The sequence below is a fragment of the Kribbella sp. NPDC050470 genome, from assembly GCF_044458365.1.
Classification (GTDB): domain Bacteria; phylum Actinomycetota; class Actinomycetes; order Propionibacteriales; family Kribbellaceae; genus Kribbella.
The window spans coordinates 50327-67351 of record NZ_JBITHV010000003.1; the positions used below are offsets into that span (position 1 = coordinate 50327).

Consider the following 17025-nt stretch of genomic DNA (forward strand, 5'->3'; position numbering starts at 1 on the left):
CCTGCGGCTGGCCGGCCTCTGGCGGGTCGGCCAGCCGTCAGGTTCTTCTAGGCCGGGATGAGATGCGTGGTCGCCAAGTGGGCGAGTGCGGCCGCTTGGTCAGCCAGAACTGCGTCGTCGAAGCGCACCACGCTGGAGTGGTTCGACGGACCGTCTTCGCCGACGTCGTCCGGGCGAGCGCCCAGCATCACGAACGTCCCGGGCACCTCATTGAGCACCATGGAGAAGTCCTCGGACCCCATCAGCGGGTTGTCGAACGCCGGCACCCGGTCAACGCCGAACAGCTGAGTCAGTTGCTCGACGGTGTGCGCCGTACTCGCGGCGTCGTTGATCGTCACCGGGTACTGCAGGGCGAAGTCGGCCTCCACCGTGCAGCCGTGCGCCGCGGCGATGCCCTGAGCCAACGCCGGCAGGTCGCGTGACAACTGGTCGAACGTCTCGTGCGACAGCGTTCGCACGGTGGCGCCGAGCCGGGCCGTGTTCGGGATGACGTTGACCGCGACCCCGGCCGCGAGCTGGGTCACTGTGATCACCACCGGGTCGAACACGTTCACCTTGCGCGTCGCATACGTCTGCAACGCCAGCACGAGCTCCGCCACCACCGGCACCGGATCCACTGTCGTGTACGGCGACGAGCCGTGCCCACCCTTGCCGTGCACGGTGATGTGCAACTGGTTCGAGCCGGCCATCATCGTCTCCGGCCGCGTCTGGAACAGGCCCTTCGCAGCCTGCGACCAGACGTGGATCGCGTACGCCGCGATCGGCTTGTCCCCGGTCGCCTGCAGCAGGCCCTCCCTGAGCATGTAGCCCGCACCGCCCAGGCCCTCCTCGCCCGGCTGGAACATGAAGAGCACGTTGCCCTCCAGCTCCTCGCGACGCGCACTGAGCAGACGCGCCGCACCGACCAGGCCAGCCGTGTGCAGGTCGTGGCCGCACGCATGCATGCTTCCGTTGGTGGACGCGTACTCGAGGTCCGTCTCCTCGACCACAGGCAGCGCGTCCATGTCGCCGCGCAGCAACACCGTGGGCCCTGGACGACCACCGCGCAGTACGCCGACCACCGACGTCAGCTCGCTGCCGGTGCTGATCTCCAGCGGCAGCCCGGCCAGCGCGTCGAGCACCATCGCCTGTGTCTTCGGCAGATCGAGTCCGACCTCCGGGATCCGGTGCAACTCCCGTCGCAGCTCGGCCAGTCCCGGTCCGATGGCGGCGGCTTCCTCGACCAGGTTCATCGATCAACTCCTTCGAACGGCGACGTCCCGTCACCGTACCCGCCGCTGTCGGGCGGCTTTCGTCGGTGGGCGTGGTTACTGTGGCGGAATGCTGTCGCCTTTGGGCTACCACCGGGCCGTGCTGGCGTACGTACGCCGCGTGGACGAGTGTGCCTGGACAGCCCTCCGAGGTGGGCCGGTCGGCCGGCTGGACGACGTACTGCTGCGGAACGCCTATCGGCTTGAAGAGTCGGTGCACCCGGAGGTCCACCAGGCAGGCCGTAGGGCGGCGGAAGCGCTGGGCGTGGACGCGGAGCTCTCGTTCTTCCAGGTGGATGGGGCCGCGCCCAACGCCCACTACGTCCACCAAGCGGGTGCGGCCGTTGTCGTCTTCGAGGGGTCGTTGCTGGAGAAGCTGGATCACGACGACCTGACCGCTGTGATGGGCCACGAGCTGGCGCACCGGGTGCTGTGGCACGCCGACGACGGCGACTACCTCGCGGTGGATCGGCTGCTGGACGCGGCCGCCGGTGACGCGCGCACACCACAGCAGTACCTGGAGACCCATCGGCGGTGGAGCCTCGCGACCGAGCTGTTCGCCGACCGCGGCGCGCTCACGGCCTGCGGCGACCTCAGCGTGACGATCCGTGCGCTCCTCAAACTCCAGACCGGTCTCAGCACCGCCGACCCGGAGGCGTATCTGCGGCAGGCGGACGAGCTCGATCTCAGCACCGGGAGCCGTGGCACCTCGCATCCCGAGGGCGTCGCGCGGGCGTGGGCGCTGAAGAACTGGCTCGCCGGCGACGACATGGAGTCGCTGATCACCGGTCCGCTCGACATCGACGCGCCGGACCTCCTCGACGCGGTCCTGCTGCGCGACCTGAGCAGGGAGTTCGCGGCCTCGATCGCACACACCTCGGGTCTACGGACGGACGCGGTCGCCACCTTCGCCGCCGGGTTCTCGGATCCGCCCGGGCCGCTCGGCGTCCCGGCGTCGACGACGCCTCGGTTCGACGAGCCGCTGGCGGTCCGGCCGATCGACGGAGCGCCGCTGCCCCGACCACGACCGCTGGTCGATGCCACCAAGCGGTACCTCTGCTACCTGCTGCTGGACCTCGCGACCGCCGACCCGGACACCGGCGACGACGGGTTGGTCGCCTCGATGGTGATCGCCCGGCGCGCGGGACTGACGGCGTACGACGATTTGGCCGACGACGAGCTCGGCTGGACCGACAAGCGCCGGGCGAAGCTGGCCAAGGCCGCGGACGAGGTGGTCGGATGAGCGCTGAGGACCTGGTCGCTCTCGCGGTCTCGCGAGGCGGGCTCGGCAACGACGCGCTGCTGGCCGCGGTGCTGCCGCTGTTCCATGCGACGGCGGCTGTGCACGAGCGCGGGCTGGTCGCGCCACTGCGCGGACTCGACCGGATCACAGTCGACGAGCAGACCCGGCTCGGCTTCGACCCGTCCCTGGCCGGCCGGCCAGTGCTCGACGAGTCGGCTTTGGAGTCCCGGGAAAGTCCGCGGGCGACTGCGGTCGAGGTGGTCGCGCACCGGCAGTCCGATGTCGACCTCGGTGAGAGCGGCGGCCGGCCGCAGACCACGGTGGTCGAGCCGGTCCCGGCCGCGATCATCGCGCCGGTGCACGTCGCCGGGTGGCAGAGCTGGGAGCACGTGGTCGGCCACCACGACCAGCTCACCGACATCTTCAGCCTCGGCCAGCTGCTGATCGGGCTCGGTTGCGGTCTCGACCTGTCCCGAACTCACGACGTGGCCCGGCTGATCGATGCGCGGGGCAACCTCCACGCACTCGACCCGGCGTTGCACCCGGTGATCGTCTCGGTCGCCGCCCGGATGGCGGAGCCGGATCGCCATCGCCGCGCGCAGGACCTTCACTCCCTGATCGAGCAGCTGGAGAACTACCGGGATCAGCCGCTCGACTTCGACGTTGCAGCGATCACGCAGGGCGTGGCAGACCGCCGTACCGCGGTGCTTCGGGCTTTGCGGGACCGGCTGTTCGACCTGTCCCGGCGCAACCGGCTGATCAACTTCCGCCCGACCGCGCAGACGCTGAACCTAACCGAGGTGTCGGTCCCGCTGATGCTCGACGTGCGCACGATCCGCGCGGACCAGCTGTTCACCTGGCGCGACGACCTCGGCGCGTCCCTGCTCGGCAAGCCCCAGCCGCTTGGGCGCTGGATCCGGTACGACGAAGCGCCGTACGCGGTCTTGTCGCTCGACAAGTTGATCGCGACCGCGCGGCGGGATCGCGCGGAGTACGGCCAGGACCAGCTGCGGCTGGTGCCGGCGTTCCTGCGCTGGCACGACCTGAAGAACGATCCGCAGACCCGGCTCGCCTCACCGCTAGTGCTGGCGAAGGTCGAACTGGTGAAGAAGCGCGGCGTCCGGGACTCGTACACGCTGCGCATCACCGATCCGGTCGCCGAGGTCAACCCGACATTGCGGCACCACCTGCACCAGCTGTACGGGATCAACCTGCCGGAGTACGTCGACCTCGCCGAGCCGGGCGCCCTGGCGACACTGCACGCGCAACTCGCGCAGGAGATCCGGTCGACCGAGCCGGGGCTGCAGCTGCACCTGCGGGAGAAGCCGCGGATCGATCTGGTCCGGCAGCGCGCCATGCTCAAGCTGCGGAACTACCGCCGCCGGCAGCATGGCAACGCGGCGCATGAGTTCGGCGGGCGGCAGTACGCGTACTCGTACCGGCGGACCGACTACCAGCCGCTCGGCGTGCAGATCTTCCGCGCCCAGCTCGCCGCCCCGGAGCTCCCGCTCGGCGTCACCCTCGGCGGCGAGCCACGTCGACCTGCTGCGATCGAGACCGACACGTACACGCTGGACACTGACGGCGGCCCGTACTCGTGGGATGTGGACCTGTGCGCGGTGGCCCTGGCGAACTTCAACTACCGGACGCTCGGCCTCGTCCGGGACTACGACGAACTGCTCGCCACCGGGACGTCGTGCCCTTCCTTCGACCAGCTGTTCTCCGACCGCCCGCGCCCGATCAGCAGCCCACCCCCTGAGCTCCCGGTTGCTGAGCGCCAGCTCGTCGTCCCCGCCGACGGCTCCCAGGTCGCCGCGATCGCGCGAGCCCAGCGCGGCGAGAGCTTCGTCATCCAGGGCCCGCCCGGCACCGGCAAGTCCCAAACGATCACCAACATGATCGCCGACTTCGTCGCCCGCGGTCAGCGAGTCCTGTTCGTCTGCCAGAAGCGTGCCGCCCTGGACGTAGTCCACGCCCGCCTCGCCAGCCGCGGTCTGGACGACCTCTGCACCCTCATCCACGACTCCCAGTCCGACAAGAAGGCCTTCATCCACAGCCTCCGCGACACCTACGAGTCCTGGCTGACGTCCACCGACGACCTAACTCCCCTCACCACCCGCCGCACCGAACTAACCACCCGCATCAACCACCTCCTAACCACAGTCACCACCCACGAACAAACCCTCACAACAGGCCACCCCCCACTCCGAACCCTCCTAACCACCCTCCTCCACCACCGCCCCCACCCCGACCCCCACCTCTCACCCGCCCCGTCAAGCGCGCCGGCCGTGTTCCTCCAGGTCGATGGTGAACGGCACCTGATCCCATCGCCGGCTGACTGGTGGCCCGCACGGGCGATCGTCCGCAAGCTCGCCCGAGACCTGGCCTCCGCCGACCCCGCCTCAGCCGGTGTACTCGCCCGCACCCCCCTCGCCTTCATCACCCCCACCCGCTGGTCCGACCCCGCCATCCCCGACCAAGCCCGCGCCCTACAACCCACCTGGACAGCCACAGCCACCGCCCTAACCTCCCCCGCCCTCCCCGAAACCCCCACCACCCGCACCACGCACAAACCCACCCGACCCTCCCCGCCCACGCCCGAGCCGTCCGCCACCTCCTCCGGCAGTCCCGACCCCGGCCCGGCCCAGTCCGGCAGCAACGAGCAGGACCGTGGCCGGGCGGGCGGTCAGCGGGGCGAGTGGACGGTGAAGCAAGTCAGGGCCCTCGCCGAACTCGGCCGCGTGATCAGCCCGCTCGCCGACCGCAACCTCGTCGACGCCATCGACCCCCGCTCAGCCACCGCACAGCGCCTGAACGCGTCAGCCGCCGACCGCGAACACCTCATCGCGACGGAACGCTCAGCCTGGGCAGAAGCATCCGGCTGGAACGAACCACTGACCCCCACCGACGCCCGCTCCGCCCTGAAGCTTGCCCAAAGCAAAGAAGGAACCCTCTTCGCCTTCCTCAGCGGCGACTGGCGACGACTGAAGTCCCTGATCAACACCCGCTTCGACACCACGACCCGAGCCGTCCGCCCAACCATCGTCGAACTACTCACCGACCTCATTGCCGCCCACGACGCAACCGCCGCCGTCCAGCAACACGCCGAGCAAACCCAACGCGAGTGGGGCACCGACGACCCTCGCCAACTGCTCACCCGCCTCACCGCAACCCGCAACAATCCCCACCTCGACGACTGGCGATTCGCCCTGCAACCCGGCGCTCCCGCCGCCCTCCTACGCGTCGCCGACACCCTCGACCTGGCCGAGGCATCCACGTCCGGCCTGCTGGCACCGCAGTACGAGGACCTCACCATCCCCGCCGTACGCGACCTGATCGAGAAACTCGCCTCCGCCGAGCCAATCCTGCGCTTCGTAGGCCCAGCCCTGCAGGACCTCGCGACTACCCCGGAGTCCGTGCAGACCGCCGTGCGACAGGTCGATGCCTCTCCAGACCAACTCGAGTACGCCGTCTGCGCCGCCGAGTGGGACCGCATCCGGTCCGCCGCCCCACTGCAACTCTCCTCAGCACAAGTCAACGCGATCGTCGGCGAACTGAGCCTCCTCTACGACGAGCTCACCACCCTCAACGCTGACATCGTCGTCGCCCAGGTACGGCGTCGCTTCCTGACCGAACTCGCCCACTCCGAACTCAGCGTCAGCGGTATGTCGCCCGAAGACCGCGCACGCAAGAAGACGTTCGCCACCGGCCGCCGCGAACTGGAGCACGAGTTCGGGAAGGTCATGCGCTACCGCTCCATCCGGGACCTCGCCTCCGGCGCCCCCGGGACCGTCGTCTCGCTCCTCCGCCCTGTCTGGCTGATGAGCCCTTCCTCGGTGTCCGACACCCTGCCCCTCACCACGTCCTTCGACGTGGTCATCTACGACGAAGCGAGCCAAATCCCCGTAGAAGAAGCCATCCCCGCCCTGCACCGAGCCCCCCAGCTGATCGTCGTAGGCGACCAGATGCAACTCCCCCCAACCCAATACTTCCAACCCCGCACCACCACGCAGCCCCTTCCCACCGCAGCCCACACCCGCCCAAGCCCCACCCCTCTGACGCCCACCCCCGGCACCACGCTCAACCGACAGGATCCAGCCGTTGACGGTGGGGATGAGTTTGAGGATGACGGGGTTGCTGAGCAGGTGGGGATTGCGTTGACTGAGGACAGTTTCTTGTCGATCAGTGCGTTGCGGCTGGCGTCGACGATGTTGACCTGGCACTACCGGAGTCGCTCGGAGGCACTGATCTCCTTCAGCAATTCGGCGTTCTACCAGGGGCGCCTGGCGACTGTTCCGGACCGGCTTCCCGCGCATACGGCACCACCGTGGACGCTCCGGTCGGATGCACCCGCGGTGACTGAGGTCTGCGAAAGCCTGCTGGCCGGCAGCATCACCGCTGTGCGGCTCGTCGACGGTGTCTACGTACGCCGTACCAACCCTGCCGAGGCGCAATGGATCGCCGGGCTGGTGCGCGAGTTGCTCAGCCGCCGGACCGGGAAGAGCATCGGCATCGTCGCGTTCTCCGAGGCTCAGCAGGGTGAGATCGAGCGGGCGCTGGACGAGCTGGCGGAAGCGGACCCGGCATTCGCCGCGCTGTACGAGGCCGAGCAGGTCCGTACGCACGGCGAACAAGACATCAGCCTCTTCGTGAAGAACTTGGAGAACGTTCAGGGCGACGAACGCGACATCGTGCTGATGAGCGTGTGCTACGCCGCCGGACCGGACGGCCGGATGCTGATGAACTTCGGCCCGATCAACACCTCCGGCGGCGAGAAGCGGCTCAACGTCATCTTCAGTCGTGCTCGCGAACACATGGTCGTCGTGAGCAGCATCGAGCCCGACGCGATCACGAACACCTATAACGACGGCGCCAACACCTTGCGCCGCTTCCTCACGTACGCCACCGCCATCTCCCAAGGCAACTCCACCGCCGCCAAGGCCATCCTCGGCACCTACCCGCATGCCCGCGCCGGCTCCCCGGGCAAAACCAGCACCGTTGCCACAAGCACCAACGTCGGCAGCGGCCAGGCCCGCGAGCAATCTACGGCTGTTACCGCGCCCGATGCCGCCGCGCCGGGTGCCGCGGGGAGCGGTGCGGTCACCGGTGTTGGCGGTGTGGCGGGTGCGGCCGACGAGCGGGGTGCTGCGTCGGGCGCTGGTTCCGGTGCGGGAATCCGCGCCGGTGCAGGAACCCGTGCAGGTGGGTCTGCGGTGTCGGGCGACGGCTGGCGTCGTGTGGGTGCAGGTGCGTCGTATGCCGGTTCGGGTGCCGGTGCGTCAGGTGCCGATGCGAGGGCGGGTGCGTCGGGTGTCGGTGTGGGGGCGGGTGCGTCGGATGCCGATGCTGGGGCCGGTGCGTCGGGTGCTGGTGCGGGGGTGGGCGTCGGAAGTCGGGGTGGCGGGGGCGTGGTTGGGCAGTTGCGGGGGGCGTTGGAGGGGCGGGGGGTTGTGGTGGAGACGGGGGTGGGGGAGTCGGTGTTCCGGTGTGATTTGGCGTTGAAGCTGCCTGGTGATGTTGGGTATCGGGTTGCTGTTCTCGTTGATACGCCAGAACGCGTTGAAGCCGACTCGTTGCTCGAGCGGTTGACCACGCATCCGAGAGCTCTGACTGCTACTGGTTGGCGAGTTCACCACGTGCTCACCACCGATTGGACTCGATCGCCGGATCTCGTCGTGGACCAGTTGGTTGACGCGCTCCACCGCCCGACCGATAGCTAGTACGCGCGGGTGGAGGGTGGGCTCTCGCCGTGCAGGTGGGGCTGGTGGTCAGCGGGACAGGGCTTGGGAGGTTGGGGTTGGTCGGGGTGGTGGAGAGGCTGAGGTGGGCGTGGTGGTTGGGGTGAGTGTTGGGGGAGGCAGGCCGGCGAGGGCTGTGTAGAAGGCGTGCTGGGTCGATTGGCTCGGGATCAGGCGCGAGGGGACGGCCGAAGGCTGCCCGGCTGCGGATGCCTGTGCGGGGGTGGGAGTCGGGGCGGGGGCTGTGGAGGGCGTGGGGATGGGGGTTGGGGCGGGGAGATCGCAGGCGGTGGGGTGGGGGTGGTGGGCGGACTCGGCGGAGGTGAGTTCGGACTGGAGGTGGGTCAGGAGGAGGGCGGTGGTGGAGCGGGAGCGGGCGGCAGCGTGGCCGGGTGGGTGGAGTTGGTAGGTGTCCAGGTGGGAGAGGCCTTCGCGTAGGAGGAGTTCTAGGCGGTTGCGGGTGGATGTGGCCTGGGTGGGGGTGTCCAGGTCGGGTAGGCAGGTTGAGTTGTAGAGGAGGCCGACGAGGAGGGGGAACTGGCCTTCGGCGGTTTGGCGGTTGAGGGTGTTGAGGACCTCGCCTTGGTCGAGGCCGGCCCGGGTCTCCAGGTCGGTGGTGAGGATGCGGATGGCTGGGACGAAGGCCGGGTAGTAGCCGGTGGACTCGACGTCGTGGATGCCGGGGGCAACTTCATCGACTCCTAGGCGGATCAGGAACTCGTCCAGGTGGTCTTGTGCCCAGGCTTCGGCGATGCCTTCCTCGAGTTGGCGGCTGCCGGGCTGGATGAAGGCGCCCCGTGCCGCCTCCTGGCTTGCGCCGGCCGGCCCGAGGAAATGGGCGTGTTCGTGGAGGAGGGTGGCCAGGGCCTCGCGGTAGCTGATGAGGTCGGTCACCGGTTGGGTTTGGCCGGCACGCTCGTACATCTGGCGAAGTGGGTCGAGGATGCCGTCGCCGAGGTACAGGGTGCCGTCCCAGTGGGCGAGGCCGAGGACGCCGTCGGTGGTCTGGACGATCTCACCGTTCCAGGCGGACTGGTCGGCGCCGGAGATCGCGACCGCCGCCGGTGCGCTGCGGGCGAGCAGGTCGTCGGGCGAGGTGGCCGCGTGCGAGGCGACCAGGGTGGCGGTCACGGCTGGTGGGCCGTGGCGAGGCGGATCAGGGAGTCCGCGGATCTCTGGAGGTTCGCTCGCTCATGCGGGTTGTCGGTGGCCGCCGCGAGCCGCCGCAGTTCTGTGACCAGCCAGTCTGCTCTGGCCCGTCGCTCCGCCGGTGTCGAGCGGGGCGAGGTGGTTGGTGGGGTGGGGTATGAATGCTCCATGGTTCCTCCCGAGGGGTGATCTCGGCGGGGAACATATGGAGATTCGGCCCAGTTTCAGCCGCGAAGTTTTCGGTTGTGGATAAGTGTCAGAACAGGGTCGGAGGCTCGAGTTCCACCGGGTCGGGGAGGGCGGGTAGGTCCGGGAGGCGAGTGCGCACGGCCGCGTGGAAGTGGCGGGCCAGGTTGAGGGACTCGGCGTTGTCGGGGGTGTGGAGGAAGATCGTGGGGGAGCGGCCTTCGGTGAGCCAGGTGGTGACCTGGTCGACGAGGTACTGCCAGCCGGCGATGGTTTCCTCGACCGAGTCCCGGCCGATGTAGCGGACCGTCGGGAAGGCGGTGAGGGCTCGGGTGCGGCGGGCGACTCGGGGCTTCTTCATCCAGGCGTCGCGTTCGGCGTAGCTGGTGGGGCGTTTGCCGAACAGGGTGCCGGTGTCGAAGGGGATCCATTCGGCATCAGCACGCGCCAGCACCCGTTCAAGGTTGCCGGCCGTGCGGGAGTCGTCGAAGAAGGCGCGGTGGCGGACCTCGACGGCGTACCGGTGGTCGCGGGATGCCTGGTGCAGGAAGGCGGCGAGGGCTCCGAGGTCGGTGGGCGAGAAGGACGCCGGGAGCTGGATCCACACGCAGTGGTTGCGGGGGCCGAGCGGCTCGATCGCGTTGAGGAAGGCGCGCAGCTCGACCTCGACCCCGGTCAGGCGGCGTTCGTGGGTGATGAGTTGGGGCAGCTTCACCACGAAGCGGAAGTCGTCCGGCGTCTGCTCGGCCCAGGACGCGACAGACGAGCGGGACGGTGTCGCGTAGAAGGTCGTGTTGCTCTCGACCGCGTTGCACCACGACGCGTACGCGCGGAGCTTGTCCCGCGGGGGTTGCGGCCACGCGGGATGTGTCCATTGGGCACATCCCACGTGCAGCCGCATACCCACAACCTAGCGAGACCTCAGCGCTCGACCTCGCCACGGATGAACTTCTCGACCAGGTCGCGGCAGACGTCGTCGGCGTACTGCTCCGGCGGCGACTTCATGAAGTACGACGACGCCGACAGGATCGGCCCGCCGATGCCACGGTCCTTTGCGATCTTCGCGGCCCGGATGGCGTCGATGATGATGCCGGCCGAGTTCGGCGAGTCCCAGACCTCGAGCTTGTACTCCAGCGACAGCGGGACGTCGCCGAAGTTGCGGCCCTCGAGCCGGATGAACGCCCACTTGCGGTCGTCCAGCCAGGCCACGTAGTCCGACGGGCCGATGTGCACGTTCCGGTCGTCGATCTCGTCGCGAAGCTGCGAGGTGACGGACTGGGTCTTGCTGATCTTCTTGGACTCCAGCCGCTCCCGCTCGAGCATGTTCTTGAAGTCCATGTTGCCGCCGACGTTCAGTTGGTAGGTGCGGTCGACGGTGACGCCGCGGTCCTCGAACAGCTTGGTCAGCACCCGGTGCGTGATGGTCGCGCCGATCTGCGACTTGATGTCGTCGCCGACGATCGGCACGCCGGCCGCGGTGAACTTGTCCGCCCACTCCTTGGTGCCGGCGATGAACACCGGCAGCGCGTTCACGAACGCGACACCCGCGTCGATCGCGCACTGGGCATAGAACTTCGCCGCCTGCTCCGAGCCGACCGGGAGGTAGCAGACCAGTACGTCGACCTGCGCCTCCCGCAACGCCGCGACGACGTCGACAGGCGAGGCGTCGGACTCGGTGATGGTCTCGCGGTAGTACTTGCCGAGGCCGTCGAGGGTGTGACCGCGCTGGACGGTGACGCCGGTCGGCGGCACGTCGCAGATCTTGATCGTGTTGTTCTCGCTGGCGCCGATGGCGTCGGCGAGGTCCAGGCCGACCTTCTTGCCGTCGACGTCGAAAGCGGCGACGAACTGCACGTCCTTGACGTGGTAGTCGCCGAACACGACGTGCATCAGACCGGGGACGCGCTCTGCGGGCTTCGCGTCCCGGTAGTAGTGCACGCCCTGGACGAGCGAGCTGGCGCAGTTGCCGACGCCGACGATCGCTACGCGGATCGAGGTCATCTGGGATCTCCTTGGGTAGGCGGGTGATGCTGGTCAGGGGGCCGCTGTTGCCGCCGCTCGCCGTCGATCAGTTCGTTCAGCCAGCGGACCTCGCGCTCGGCCGACTCCAGGCCGTGCCGTTGCAGCTCGAGGGTGTAGGCGTCCATCCGCTCCGCGGTCCGGCTCATCGCTGCCCGGAAGTTGGCCAACCGCTCCTCCATCCGGGCCCTGCGGCCCTCGAGGATGCGCAACCGGGTGGCCGGATCGGTCCGGCCGAAGAACGAGAACCTGACGCCGAACGTGTCGTCCTCCCACGCCGACGGACCTGCGTCGTGCATCGCGTGCGCGAAGAAGTCCTTGCCGTCGGCGGTGATCGTGTAGACGATCTTGGGCCTGCGACCGGACTCCGGCGTACCGGAGTCGGCCGTGATCAGGCCGTTGCGGAGCATTGCCTTCAGGCACGGGTAGAGCGAACCGAACGACAGCACGCGTCCCCAGCCGAACTGGGCGTTGACGCGCTTGCGGAGCTCGTAACCGTGCATCGGCGCTTCATGCAGCAGACCGAGTACGGCGAGTTCCAGGACCCCACTGCGGTTTCCCATGACCCCACCTCCCTCGGTCTAGTTTGTCATGACCTGATGTATCGACTCGATACATCGTGCCGCCACTGTAAGCAGAACCGAGACCTGTGGACAAGACCTGACAAAGTCGCCGTATGTCACCTTGCTCACGGCCACACGCCGAGGATGAGTCGTGGTCCAGGAGCGGAGGGTCATGGCCGACAGCCATGTGCACCTTCGTGGTGCTCTGTTCAGCCTGCTGATCGTGCTGCTCGGTGTGGTGTACCTGGTCCGCTACTTCAGCGGGAAGAGCTTCTTCAACGCCCTCGACCTGAACACGGTCAACCTGATCCTGTTCCTGCTCACGCTGCTGCTGCACTGGCGGCCGTGGCGGATGGCCCGGGCGGTCCGCGACGGCGCTCCGGCGGCGGCCGGCGTACTCGTGCAGTTCCCTTGTACGGCGGCATCCTCGGGATGATCGCGTACACCGGCATCTCCGCCCGGCTAGCCGGTTTGGTTGGTGCAGGCAAGCAACCAGTTCCTGTTCCCGCCGCTGGTCGCGATCTACTCCTGCATCCTCGGCCTCAAGGCCCGCGACATCATGGGTTACACCTTCACCATGTTCCTGGCCTGCTTCCCCGCCGCCCTGGTCGGCGTGACTTTGCTCGCACCGCACGTCACGGGGTAACCGCTTGCTATCGGCTCCGGCAGAACTTGGTAAGGCTCTGCCCGCCCGACTCGCGGGTGACCGGGTGGGTTGTTAGCATCCGGAGCGGATTCGGGGCCGTTACCACACCCACCGTAGTCTGTGGGGCAATGACTTCCGCGAGATCGTCGAGGATTGCACTGTGAGTGAAGCTCGTAGAAAGGCCGTACCCGTCAAGCGCAAGAAACACTGGGCGCTCCGGGTCGGCGGCTGGCTCCTCGCTCTGTTCTTCGTGGGGGTGATCGGATCGGTCGCCGCCTTTTTCATTGTCTATCAGACCACGAAGATCCCGGACATCAACAAGGAGTTCACCACCAACACCACCACGGTGACGTTCGCGGACCAGAAGAACCCGCTGGGCTCCTTCTACGAGCAGAACCGGACCACCGTGCCGCTGTCACAGATCCCGAAGCACGTCCAGGACTCGGTGATCGCGGCCGAGGACCGCACGTTCTGGACCAACCCCGGCATCTCGCCGTCGGGTATGGCGCGGGCCGCGTTCAACATCGCGCGGGGCGAGCAGTTGCAGGGTGGTTCGACGATCACGCAGCAGTACGTGAAGATCATGTACCTGACCCAGGAGCGGACGGTCTCCCGGAAGTTCCAGGAACTGTTCATCGCGACCAAGCTGAGCCGGCAGCAGGACAAGAGCAAGACGCTCGAGGGTTACCTCAACACCATCTACTTCGGTGAGGGCGCCTACGGCATCTCCGCGGCCGGCGCCGCCTACTTCGGACAGCCGGATCCGCGGAAGCTGTCCGTGCAGCAGGCCGCCTTCCTGGCGACGGTGCTGAACAACCCGACGATGTTCGACATCGACGACAAGGACCCGCGCACCCAGAAGCGGATCGTCGAACGGTACCGGTACGTCATCGACGGTATGCGGCAGATGGGCACGATCAACGACACCCAGGCGGTGAAATACGCCAACAAGCTGCCCGATCTCAGCAAGAAGCAGAAGAAGAGCAACCGGTACAAGGGTCCGAACGGCTTCCTGCTCGACATGGCGCGCAAGGAGTTGCTGCGGCTGGGCTTCACCGAGGACGAGATCAGCGGCGGCGGCCTGAAGGTGGTCACCACCTTCAACTACGGCCTGCAGAAGAAGATGATCGCGGCGGCGACGAAGGAGCTGCCGGAGAAGCGCGACAACCTCCATGTCGGGATGGCCACCGTCCAGCCGGGCACCGGTGGCCTGCTGGCCATGTACGGCGGACCGGACTACCTGAAGAGTCAGTTGAACTGGGCAACTCTCAAAGCCCGGCCGGGTTCGTCCTTCAAGCCGTTCGCGGTCGCCGCGGCGCTGAAGGACGGGAAGACCATCTACGACACCTTCCAGGGCGACAGCCCGATCGAGATCCAGGGCAAGGAGCTCAACAACGAGTTCGACCGGGACTACGGCGAGGTCGATCTTCTCTATGCGACCCAGGAGTCGGTCAACACCGCGTTCTACGACCTGGTCGACAAGCAGATGGAGAACGGGCCGGCCAAGGTAGTGGACGCGGCCGAGGCGGCCGGCATCCCGAAGACCAAGGCGCTGGAGGTCGGCCGGGACAACCCGTCCACCGTCCTCGGCCCGGACCCGTACGCGTCGCCCGTCGACATGGCGAACGCCTACGCGACCTTCGCTGCCGACGGCAAGTTCGCCCCGGTGCACACGATCAAGAGCGTGACCGGCCCGGACGGCGAGGTGCTGTGGTCCGAGAAGAAGGATCTGCTGGACAAGCAGAGCAAGCAGACCATCGACCCCGAGGTCGCCAAGATGGTCAACTACGTGCTGCAGGACGTGGTCAAGAAGGGCACCGGCACCGACGCCCGTGAGTTGGGCCGCGCGGTAGCCGGCAAGACCGGTACGGCAGGTGGCGTCGGTGTCGAGCACCGAAAGGAGAACGCCGAGTGCGGCGGCTGCAAGGACGGCGCCGACACCCTGACCTCCTGGTGGACCGGCTACACGCCTGAGCTTTCGACCGCGGTCCTCTACCGCGCCGGAAAGACCGGTGAGTCGGACCTCGACCCCTACTCGAACGAGGCCGCGTTCTTCGGTGGTGGCTGGCCGCTGAAGACCTGGCTGGCGTTCATGAAGCCGGCCCTCGACGGTGTGTCGGACTCGGAGTTCGCCGAGCCGGACGAGGACGCCATCAAGGACAGCCCGACCCCGACGCCGACGCCGACGCCGTCGAAGCCGCCGGAGAGCACGCCAACTCCGACGAACACGCCCCCGCCGTCGAAGACGCCTCGCAAGCCCACGAACACAACGACTGAGACTCCGACGAGAACCAAGCCGACCAAGACGCCGGCTTGGCCACCGTTACCGACCGGGACGACCGAGCCGACCGCGACGCCGGAGACACCCGGCGCAGGACAATAGCTTCGACCGGCGGCACCCCACCCGGGTGCCGCCGGTTGTTTTCGGTATGGGGCACCATGGGGGCGTGAGTCGGGCTCGGGTGGGTATCTGGGGGTGGGTCGTCGGTGTTTGAGCGGGCGGCCGATGAGCAACGGCCTGAGAAGCCGGGCGGGCCCGAGAAGCCGGGCGGAGCGCGGCGGGCTCGGGTCGAAGGGGTGCGCCGGCAACGGTGGATGCCGACCGCGATGACGCGGGAGGTGCTCGGCTGGTGGCTGGTCACCCGGGCCGGGCTGTTCCTGCTCGCGATCTCGGCGCCGCTGCTGTTCAACCGGGGCAAGGACTTTCCGAACGTCTGGCGGGCCTGGCTGCAGTGGGACGTCTGGCACCTGAACGCGGTCGCCGAGTTCGGCTACGCGAACGGCGAGCCGTCCGGGGCGCCGCTGGCCGCGTTCTTCCCCGGCTTCCCGGTGCTCGTGCGACTCGTCAGCTACACCGGCATCGGTTACGTTGCTGCGGGCATCGTCGTGTCGGCGGTCGCCAGCGCCGTCGCCGCGGTCTACCTGGCGCGACTGGCGCAGTACGAGTTCCCTCAGGTGAAGGACCTCGGCCCGATCACGGCGCTGGTCTGGTTCGCGGCGCCGGTCGCTGTCTTCCTTGCCGCCGGCTACACCGAGGCGCTGTTCTGCGCGTTCGCGTTCCCGGCCTGGCTGGCCGCCCGGCAGGGCCGGTGGGCCCGGGCCGCGATCCTGGTCGCGATGGCATCGACGGTCCGGGTATCCGGGATCTTCCTCGCCTTCGCACTGATCGTCGAGTTCGTCACCTCGAAGAAGCGGGACTGGCTGTCGCTGCCCTGGCTGGCGTTGCCGGCCGTCCCGGTGCTCGGCTTCATGGCGTACCTGAAGCAGATCCACGGCTCGTGGTTCGCCTGGCAGGATGCGCAGGAGAAGGGCTGGGCGCGCGAGTTCACCTTGCCGTGGACCTCGATCTGGCACACCATCGAGGCCGCGAGCAGGGGCCACTTCGCTGCCGAGCGCAGCGACTGGACCTGGATGTTCCGGGCCGAGCTGGTCACTCTGGTGATCGGCCTGCTGCTGCTCGCGTGGCTGGTCTGGCGCCGCTCCTGGGGCGAGGCCGCCTGGGTCGCCGCCACGGTCGGCGCGTTCTGCACGTCGTTCTGGATCTACTCGCTCACCCGGGCGACCCTCCTGTGGTGGCCGCTCTGGATCGGCCTGGCCGTCCTCGTCCAGCGCAAACGCTGGCTCGGGCGCCTCTACTTGGCCCTGGCGATACCCCTGGCCGCGATCTGGGCAGCCGGCTTCTTCACCGGCCGCTGGACCGGCTGAGTAGTTTCACTCAGGTACGGCGGGTGCCCGCTCGCCTAGCGTGATCGCATGGACACCCGGTTGCTCGGCAGGAGTTTGCTGCAGGCAGTGTTGGCCGGCCTGCTCGCCGCGTTCGCGTACGAGCTGATGGTGCGCACCGGCGCTCCGCTGTGCGCCCCGTCGGCGGATCACTGCGTGGTCGACCTGCTCGGCGACCTGTTCACCGTGCAGATCGGCGGTCTGGCGATGGCGCTCGCGCTGCCGGTGTTCGCCCGGCGAGCGGGTCTCAGCTGGCCCGCCACCGTCGCCGCCGGCGCGGTGGTGGTCGCGCTCAACCTCGTCTGGTTCGCCGCCGTCACCTGACTCGGTGTCCGGCATGTGGACGATTTCGGCCTGAGGCAACCCTACGGACGGTTCGCACGTCGTTAGGGATGAAGGGGTGGCAGTCCGGGCGGGGACCGCCACCCCTCCTCACTCCGTCCGGCGGAACCTTTCAGGGGCAGGCTCCGCCGGAAGATCGTCCAGCAGGGGCGGCGGCACCAGCCGC

At 68.2% G+C, this 17025-nt stretch carries 12 protein-coding genes; 7 read left to right on the plus strand and 5 right to left on the minus strand.

What is annotated here, in order from left to right:
- Positions 1–47: 47 nt before the first annotated feature.
- Positions 48–1232, minus strand: a complete 1185-nt coding sequence (locus tag ACIBGM_RS08635) for a M20 family metallopeptidase (RefSeq protein WP_396384941.1) — start codon at positions 1230–1232, stop codon at positions 48–50.
- 88 nt (positions 1233–1320) lie between these two features.
- On the opposite strand from ACIBGM_RS08635, the gene ACIBGM_RS08640 reads away from it, so the two are divergent.
- Positions 1321–2493: a M48 family metalloprotease gene (locus tag ACIBGM_RS08640; protein ID WP_396384942.1), complete on the plus strand. Its 1173-nt coding sequence runs from the start codon at positions 1321–1323 to the stop codon at positions 2491–2493.
- Positions 2490–8213 (plus strand): AAA domain-containing protein, encoded by a 5724-nt coding sequence (locus ACIBGM_RS08645; RefSeq protein ID WP_396384943.1) that lies wholly within the window; start codon positions 2490–2492, stop codon positions 8211–8213. The genes ACIBGM_RS08640 and ACIBGM_RS08645 overlap by 4 nt, the downstream gene beginning before the upstream one ends.
- A gap of 48 nt (positions 8214–8261) precedes the next feature.
- Here ACIBGM_RS08645 and ACIBGM_RS08650 read toward each other — a convergent pair whose 3' ends face one another.
- The 4 genes from ACIBGM_RS08650 to ACIBGM_RS08665 form a co-directional block, all read right to left on the minus strand.
- A complete protein-coding gene (locus tag ACIBGM_RS08650) occupies positions 8262–9362 on the minus strand; it encodes a hypothetical protein (protein ID WP_396384944.1) in 1101 nt (366 codons plus the stop codon).
- A 274-nt stretch (positions 9363–9636) separates the two neighbouring features.
- Positions 9637–10467: a DUF72 domain-containing protein gene (locus ACIBGM_RS08655; protein ID WP_396384945.1), complete on the minus strand. Its 831-nt coding sequence runs from the start codon at positions 10465–10467 to the stop codon at positions 9637–9639.
- A 20-nt stretch (positions 10468–10487) separates the two neighbouring features.
- Positions 10488–11567, minus strand: a complete 1080-nt coding sequence (locus tag ACIBGM_RS08660; RefSeq protein ID WP_360513878.1) for an inositol-3-phosphate synthase — start codon at positions 11565–11567, stop codon at positions 10488–10490.
- Positions 11564–12148 carry a helix-turn-helix transcriptional regulator gene (locus ACIBGM_RS08665; RefSeq protein ID WP_396384946.1) on the minus strand — a complete coding sequence of 195 codons (585 nt, stop codon included), beginning with the start codon at positions 12146–12148 and terminating at the stop codon, positions 11564–11566. The genes ACIBGM_RS08660 and ACIBGM_RS08665 overlap by 4 nt, the downstream gene beginning before the upstream one ends.
- 172 nt (positions 12149–12320) lie before the next feature.
- Between ACIBGM_RS08665 and ACIBGM_RS08670 the strand changes: the two genes are divergently transcribed.
- From ACIBGM_RS08670 to ACIBGM_RS08690, 5 genes are all read left to right on the plus strand, one after another.
- Positions 12321–12584 (plus strand): TIGR00366 family protein, encoded by a 264-nt coding sequence (locus tag ACIBGM_RS08670; RefSeq protein ID WP_360513884.1) that lies wholly within the window; start codon positions 12321–12323, stop codon positions 12582–12584.
- Positions 12585–12623: 39 nt separating this feature from the next.
- Positions 12624–12794 carry a hypothetical protein gene (locus ACIBGM_RS08675; protein ID WP_360513887.1) on the plus strand — a complete coding sequence of 57 codons (171 nt, stop codon included), beginning with the start codon at positions 12624–12626 and terminating at the stop codon, positions 12792–12794.
- A gap of 160 nt (positions 12795–12954) precedes the next feature.
- A complete protein-coding gene (locus ACIBGM_RS08680; RefSeq protein ID WP_396384947.1) occupies positions 12955–15177 on the plus strand; it encodes a transglycosylase domain-containing protein in 2223 nt (740 codons plus the stop codon).
- Between the two features lie 104 nt (positions 15178–15281).
- Entirely contained in the window at positions 15282–16499 is a 1218-nt protein-coding gene (locus ACIBGM_RS08685; RefSeq protein ID WP_396384948.1) for a mannosyltransferase family protein, read from the plus strand.
- 48 nt (positions 16500–16547) lie between these two features.
- Positions 16548–16841, plus strand: coding sequence for a hypothetical protein (locus ACIBGM_RS08690; protein ID WP_396384949.1), 294 nt, complete (start codon positions 16548–16550; stop codon positions 16839–16841).
- Positions 16842–17025 lie beyond the last annotated feature (184 nt).

Excerpts from the sequence above, each read along its gene's own strand:
- ACIBGM_RS08665 (WP_396384946.1), bottom strand. The coding sequence starts at position 12,148 with ATGGGAAACCGCAGTGGGGTCCTGGAACTCGCCGTACTCGGTCTGCTG.
- ACIBGM_RS08690 (WP_396384949.1), top strand. The coding sequence starts at position 16,548 with ATGGACACCCGGTTGCTCGGCAGGAGTTTGCTGCAGGCAGTGTTGGCC.
- ACIBGM_RS08640 (WP_396384942.1), top strand. The coding sequence starts at position 1,321 with ATGCTGTCGCCTTTGGGCTACCACCGGGCCGTGCTGGCGTACGTACGC.
- ACIBGM_RS08670 (WP_360513884.1), top strand. The coding sequence starts at position 12,321 with ATGGCCGACAGCCATGTGCACCTTCGTGGTGCTCTGTTCAGCCTGCTG.
- ACIBGM_RS08635 (WP_396384941.1), bottom strand. The coding sequence starts at position 1,232 with ATGAACCTGGTCGAGGAAGCCGCCGCCATCGGACCGGGACTGGCCGAG.
- ACIBGM_RS08645 (WP_396384943.1), top strand. The coding sequence starts at position 2,490 with ATGAGCGCTGAGGACCTGGTCGCTCTCGCGGTCTCGCGAGGCGGGCTC.
- ACIBGM_RS08655 (WP_396384945.1), bottom strand. The coding sequence starts at position 10,467 with ATGCGGCTGCACGTGGGATGTGCCCAATGGACACATCCCGCGTGGCCG.
- ACIBGM_RS08660 (WP_360513878.1), bottom strand. The coding sequence starts at position 11,567 with ATGACCTCGATCCGCGTAGCGATCGTCGGCGTCGGCAACTGCGCCAGC.